This window comes from Ruminococcus sp. AF17-1AC (assembly GCF_003461385.1).
In the GTDB taxonomy this organism is placed as follows: Bacteria; Bacillota; Clostridia; order Oscillospirales; family Ruminococcaceae; genus Hominimerdicola; species Hominimerdicola aceti.
In genome coordinates, this window is the sequence record NZ_QTWZ01000023.1 from 22,442 (window position 1) to 28,441 (window position 6,000).

At 44.2% G+C, this 6,000-nt stretch carries 6 protein-coding genes and 1 pseudogene; all 7 read left to right on the top strand.

The features are described from left to right. Positions 1 to 21: 21 nt before the first annotated feature. The 7 genes and pseudogenes from DWW81_RS11855 (at position 22) to DWW81_RS11875 (ending at position 5,899) form a co-directional block, all read left to right on the top strand. On the top strand, positions 22 to 999 hold the full coding sequence (locus DWW81_RS11855; protein ID WP_117898022.1) for a WYL domain-containing transcriptional regulator: 978 nt from the start codon (positions 22 to 24) through the stop codon (positions 997 to 999). A 31-nt stretch (positions 1,000 to 1,030) separates the two neighbouring features. Next, positions 1,031 to 1,285, top strand: coding sequence for a hypothetical protein (locus tag DWW81_RS13440; protein ID WP_207659994.1), 255 nt, complete (start codon positions 1,031 to 1,033; stop codon positions 1,283 to 1,285). Between the two features lie 72 nt (positions 1,286 to 1,357). Further along, positions 1,358 to 1,924 carry a hypothetical protein gene (locus tag DWW81_RS13445; protein ID WP_207660175.1) on the top strand — a complete coding sequence of 189 codons (567 nt, stop codon included), beginning with the start codon at positions 1,358 to 1,360 and terminating at the stop codon, positions 1,922 to 1,924. 15 nt (positions 1,925 to 1,939) lie between these two features. Continuing rightward, positions 1,940 to 2,152, top strand: a pseudogene (locus DWW81_RS13450) (hypothetical protein); the annotation flags it as partial. A 6-nt stretch (positions 2,153 to 2,158) separates the two neighbouring features. Then, positions 2,159 to 4,249, top strand: a complete 2,091-nt coding sequence (locus DWW81_RS11865; protein WP_117898023.1) for a class I SAM-dependent DNA methyltransferase — start codon at positions 2,159 to 2,161, stop codon at positions 4,247 to 4,249. Positions 4,250 to 4,263: 14 nt separating this feature from the next. Next, positions 4,264 to 4,653: a hypothetical protein gene (locus DWW81_RS11870; protein WP_117898024.1), complete on the top strand. Its 390-nt coding sequence runs from the start codon at positions 4,264 to 4,266 to the stop codon at positions 4,651 to 4,653. Positions 4,654 to 4,897: 244 nt separating this feature from the next. After that, on the top strand, positions 4,898 to 5,899 hold the full coding sequence (locus DWW81_RS11875) for a restriction endonuclease subunit S (RefSeq protein ID WP_207660176.1): 1,002 nt from the start codon (positions 4,898 to 4,900) through the stop codon (positions 5,897 to 5,899). The last annotated feature ends 101 nt before the right edge of the window (positions 5,900 to 6,000 follow it).

Genomic DNA, 6,000 nt, shown 5'->3' on the forward strand with positions numbered 1-6,000 from the left:
GTAGGAGATGGAGTGCGGCTTATGGGCGAAAATAATCAAAAGATAAAATTGCTCCGAATAATGGAGTTTCTGCGTTCGGAATCAGAAGCAGGTAAGCCTGTTTCCACCAATCAAATAATCAATTACCTGAAAGGACATAATATATCCTGTGAGCGAAGAACACTTTATAAGGATATGGAACTCTTAATCGAAAGTGGAGCTAATATAGTCAAAACAGAGCTTGGCAGAGAAAACGCATATTACATTGATGAGGTTTCTCTTTCTTTGGCAGAATTGAAGATACTGATAGATGCTGTTCAAGCCACTAATTTTATCACCGATGTAAAAACAGCGGAGCTTGTTGAGAAATTGCTTGCTTTCTCCGGCATAAGGCGTTCTGAGATCGTGAGAGATAATATTGTTCTCTATAACAATCACAAACATTCTAACGGCGATATTTATGATAACATAGAGCAGATCGAGCTTGCAATCCGGCAAAAAAAGCAAGTGAGTTTTTACTACTTCGATTTAGATGAAAAAAAGAATCGTGTTTACCGTAAAGAAAAGAAGCGATACATTACTGATCCGGTCGCTTTAGTATTCAGCGAGGATAATTACTACCTTGTTGCGTATAGTCAAAAGTATCAGAATGCTGTAAATTACAGAGTTGACCGAATGGACACTGTGGAGGTAGAAGATACCCCAATATGTGAAGAAGCACAAATCAAGAAACGAAAAACCGAAAGTTATACAGAACAAGTTTTCAAGATGTATAACGGAGAAGTAGAGGAAGTGACACTTGAGTTTCCACCTGAACTCCTCGGTGCAGTATACGACAAATTTGGAGAAAAGACGATCATACGACACTCTGATGCTGATAGGCTCAAAATCAAAGTCACCGTTCAGATCAGTCCTCCCTTCTTTGGTTGGCTGTTTCAGTTTATGGGAAAAATGAGGATTTTAGAGCCACCCAGTGTTCTGGAAAAGTATAATAAATGTATTCGTGATACACTTGAGTGATAAACAACACAAATAACATGGAGGTGTTGGTATGTATTACAAAGACACAGGATTTCGTGCTTTATACAAGCACTTTATAGCATTTCCTTTGAAGGACAATATAAAGCAGTGTATCGAGAACTATCCTAATGTTGAGAAGGCAAACTGTGTTTTAACTTACGGGTACATTGATCACGATGCTGGCTTAACTATGGAAGTATTGGCCGCAGGCTTCAAAGACGGTGACGGTTTTACATTTTTGACATTTCCGTTGAAACAAGAGCCTTTATTCGTGTGGGTGCTGTAATTGACGATGAGTTCTTCTTCTTTGACGATGCAGACGGAGGGCTGAGCAAAAAAATACGCCGAAAAGCTCGATGTGCTAAAGCATTATGAGGCTTCAGAAGAAATTGAGGAAACTCGCAAAATGGGCTTTTTAGATAAGTCTCGTCACGATTTTTACCCCGATGATGTGATGGTTTACCTGACAAGAGAGGGCTTGAATCCGGAAGGCTGTTGGGTACGAATTATTGGTCTTGGCGATCATTTTATCATGGGAACGCTGCTGAATGAGCCAGGCCAAGACTTTGGCTATCATAGCGGCGAAAAGGTTGCGTTCTTTATTCAGAAGCAGGAAGATGAGGGTATTATTCTTTACACTAATATGACACCCAGCCGAAAACTGACCGCTGAGGACTTGGAAGATGGCACATTGCTGAAAGAAGCGGTAGCAGTTTTCAATAAGGAAAGAATCGAAGATCACTTCTTAGATGTACTTGAATTTCTGAAAGACAGTTATGTTTGGATACCATGTAATGCTGTCATGAGTGAAGCTGATATGGCTCGTTTCGAGCAAGCTATGAAAGATGCCGGAGATGATCTCTCTGCATTGGTGGGCGAAGAATTCACCACTAACGATGAAGTAAGATTGGTTCCAGATATTTAGCAGAATGGCGATCAGTTCTATTTCCATGTCTTTTCGAGTGAAGAAGAAATGGGCGAATACGGCGAGCATTTCTCAAAGGTACAGAAGCATCTTTTAGAGGTTATCCCTATGGCAAGGAATAACGAAAAGAATGTATCCGGCATTGTCCTAAATGCCTTTACAGAGCCTTTTGTGCTTGATGCCGAGATATATGATATTGTCGAAAAAATGAAATCAAGATTGGAGTAAATAATAATGAGCGAACATAAGGTAGATGTTATGTGGGACGATGCTCCCGTAGATGTTTCCACCGAGGTCAACTTCATTTGGTCTATCGCAAATAAGCTGCGTGGTACATACCAGAGCGACAAGTACAAGGACGTTATTATTCCTATGGTCATTATCCGCCGCTTTGAGTGCGCATTGGGAGCTACGAAGCAGGCTGTCGTGGAGCAGTACAAGAAGAATCCTGCATATCCTGCAAAAGCTATGTGCCGTGTATCGGGGTATCAGTTCTTCAATACGAGCGAGTACACCCTTGCAGAACTTGTCAATGATCCCGACCACCTCGCAGCGAATTTCCGTAACTATATCGAGGGCTTTTCTGCCAATGTGCAGGATATCATCAAAAGCCTTGACTTTGACAAGCAGATCGACAAGATGGACAAGAATAACCGTCTGCTGTCGGTGGTAAAGGCTTTCTCGGAGCTTGACCTTGATCCCAAGACCATTGACAATGTTAAGATGGGCTATATCTTTGAGGACTTGATTCGTAGGTTCTCTGAAAATGCCGAAGCCGGCGATCACTACACGGGCAGAGATATAATCAAGCTCATGGTCAACATTCTGCTTGCAGAGGGCTGTGACGATATTTTCGATGACCACAAGGAGATCACCATACTGGACCAGGCAGCAGGCACGGGCGGTATGCTCTCGACTTCATATAACTTCATTCATCGCTATAACCCGACTGCGAAGGTGCGTCTGTTCGGGCAGGAGATCAATCCTGAATCCTACGCTATGTGCGTGGCTGAAATGCTGATAAAGGGGCAGAATGCCGAGAATATCCGTATGCAGGATACCATGAAGGCTGACTGTTTCCCTGACAGACAGATGCGTTTCGTAATCGAAAATCCACCTTTCGGTACGCCGTGGGGCGGAAAGGACGCTGCTGAGGGTGTTGAGCAGGCTGTCAAGGAGGAAAAACAGAAGGGTTTTGACGGTCGCTTTGGTGCAGGCTTGCCAGGTTCGGGCGATATGCAGTTGCTCTTTATTCAGTCGGCGGTGAACAAGATGGACAATGCCCTCGGTCGAGCTGCAATCATCGAGAACGGCTCTCCGCTGTTTTCGGGCGGTACATCTTCGGGCGAGAGCCAGATCAGACGGTGGCTGCTTGAAAATGACCTGATAGAAGCAATTATCGCACTTCCCGTTGACCTGTTCTACAACACAGGTATCGCTACATACATTTGGGTGCTGTCGAAGGACAAACGTGAGGAGCGCCGTGGTAAAATTCAGCTCATTGATGCAGGCTCGATCTTCCACAAGCTGCGCAAAGCTCTTGGAAACAAGAAGAACGAGATCAGTCCCGAAGACCGTTCTGCTATCACTAAACTGTATGCAGACTTTGCTGAAAACGAGCTTTGCAAGATCTACCCAAACACGGAATTCATCTATCGTGAGTACACGGTCATGCAGCCGTTGCAGAGAAGCTATGCCGTGACCGAGGAGCGTATCAAGGCAATGCTGTCAAAGGGTTCGCTCTCCTCGCTGTACGATCCTGCAAAGGTGGCAGAGCTTGAAAACTCTGAGGAGGAGCTGACGGGCAAAGAATTGAAAAAGCTCGAAAACTACCAAAACAACGCACCTGTTTACGAAGCTATCATCAAACTGCTGAGATGCGCCGATGATGATAAGGTATATTTATCCCCTGCGGAGTTCATGCCCGTACTGACTAAGATACTCAGCACCGCAACAACAGACAAGAAGCTCCTTGACAAGATCGCTGACGGTCTGTCGGTCATGGACAAGTCTGCCGAGATTCAGCGTGACAAGAAGGGCAACATCATCTACGATAAGGAGACAAAGGACACGGAGATCGTGAAGTTTGACGAGAGCATCGAGGACTATATGGCTCGTGAGGTACTTCCCCATATTCCCGATGCACAGTGGTTCTTTGAGGAAGATCTGAGCAAGAAGTCGCCTGTTGTCAAGACGGGTGCGGAGATCCCGTTTACAAGATATTTCTATAAGTATCAGCAGCCAAAGCCCAGCGAGGAGCTTGAACAGCGGTTCTTGGAGCTTGAGAAGTCTGTGAGTGAGCGTATCGCACGGCTGTTTGGCTAATGAAAGGAGCTACAATGAGCGCTATTTTTAAGTTTTTGTTTGAGAGAGCGACCGATCCCCTCGGTCTGCCTATCAATGCACTTTACGAATATATTATTCTCGCTGTGATCGGTGCGGTCGCCTATGGTATCGCATATAGCAAGGTCGGTGATATGTACCACGGCGGTCTTATCAGCGGCAGAACGGAAGGCTCGTTCTTCCATTGGCTCATCAGACTTATTCTCTTTGTGGGGCTGTGGCTTCTCACCTACGGTGCTATTCAGGGATACTACTTCATGACCGCAAACTGGCAGATCATTCTGATGGTCGCAGGCAGTGCGGCAGGAGCTGCTATGCTCTGCACACTGGCGGTGACAGCTATGAGATTTGTCAAGAAGCATAGGACGGTGAACGGCAATGCGTGAAATGAAGGATAGTGGGATTGAGTGGATTGCACAAATTCCCAAAACATGGGATATTCACCCCATTTATTTCTATTTTTCTGAGAGAAAGAATAAAAACACGTTAGGATTGGAACATAACCTTCTCTCATTAAGCTATGGAAATGTTATTCGTAAGAATATCAATACTGTTGGTGGGTTACTTCCTGAAAGTTTTAATACATACAATATTATTGAAGCAAATGACATCGTTATTCGACCTACTGATTTGCAGAATGATAAAAGAAGTCTCAGAACAGGGTTGTGTAAAGAGCATGGAATAATTACATCTGCATATATCGCACTTAAATCTATTTCAGACGTAAATGTTTCCTATGTTCATTACCTATTGCATACCTATGATATTATGAAAGTGTTTTACAATATGGGTAATGGCGTAAGGCAAGGGCTTAATTACTCTGAATTTTCAAAATTGATGATATTTCTTCCTCCGACAATTGAACAAGAGCGTATCGTCTGCTTCCTTGATAAGCGATGCGACGAATGTGACTCTCTCGTTTCCAACATTCATTCCCAAATCGAAGCCCTTGAAGAATACAAGCGCTCCGTCATTACCGAGGCGGTCACAAAGGGGATTGATCCTGATGTGGAGATGAGGAATAGCGAGGTGCAATGGATCGGTATGATGCCCACACATTGGGACTGCCAGCGTGGTAAATATATCCTCAGATATGTGCAGAAGCCTGTTAGAGATGATGACGGGGTTATCACCTGTTTCCGTGATGGTGAAGTTACGCTCCGCAGCAACAGACGAGAAGAAGGCTTCACAATGGCTGATAAGGAAATCGGCTATCAGGGTATTGATGTTGGTGATCTCGTTGTTCACGGTATGGACGGCTTTGCAGGTTCTATCGGCATTTCCGATTCAAGGGGCAAGGCTTCACCCGTACTGAATGTTCTTGATACTGAGCAGAACAAACGCTATATCATGTACTATCTGCGCAGTATGGCTTACAATGATGTGTTTGTAGCATTAGCAACAGGTATTCGTGTGCGTTCCTGCGATCTTCGTTGGAACAAACTCGCTGAATTGCTTTACCCTATGCCCCCTATCGAGGAGCAGCAGGCTATCGTTGAACACATCGACTCTGTTTTGGAGCGTACAAACGCTATTATTTCCGAAAAGAAGCAGCAGATCGAAACAATAGAGGAATACAAGAAGTCGCTGATATTTGAGTATGTGACTGGAAAGAAAGAGGTGCAAGCTTGATTATGATCTCAAAAGAAGCTGTGGTTTTGTCAATATCACTTGACACAATTTATTCGAACAAGAATTATGCAGCGAGAAAGATATGATCATAGTAGAGCTTT

Bases quoted from the DNA above. Each gene is read 5' to 3' on its own strand.
- DWW81_RS13440 (WP_207659994.1), top strand. From the start codon at position 1,031: ATGTATTACAAAGACACAGGATTTCGTGCTTTATACAAGCACTTTATA.
- DWW81_RS11870 (WP_117898024.1), top strand. From the start codon at position 4,264: ATGAGCGCTATTTTTAAGTTTTTGTTTGAGAGAGCGACCGATCCCCTC.
- DWW81_RS11855 (WP_117898022.1), top strand. From the start codon at position 22: ATGGGCGAAAATAATCAAAAGATAAAATTGCTCCGAATAATGGAGTTT.
- DWW81_RS11865 (WP_117898023.1), top strand. From the start codon at position 2,159: ATGAGCGAACATAAGGTAGATGTTATGTGGGACGATGCTCCCGTAGAT.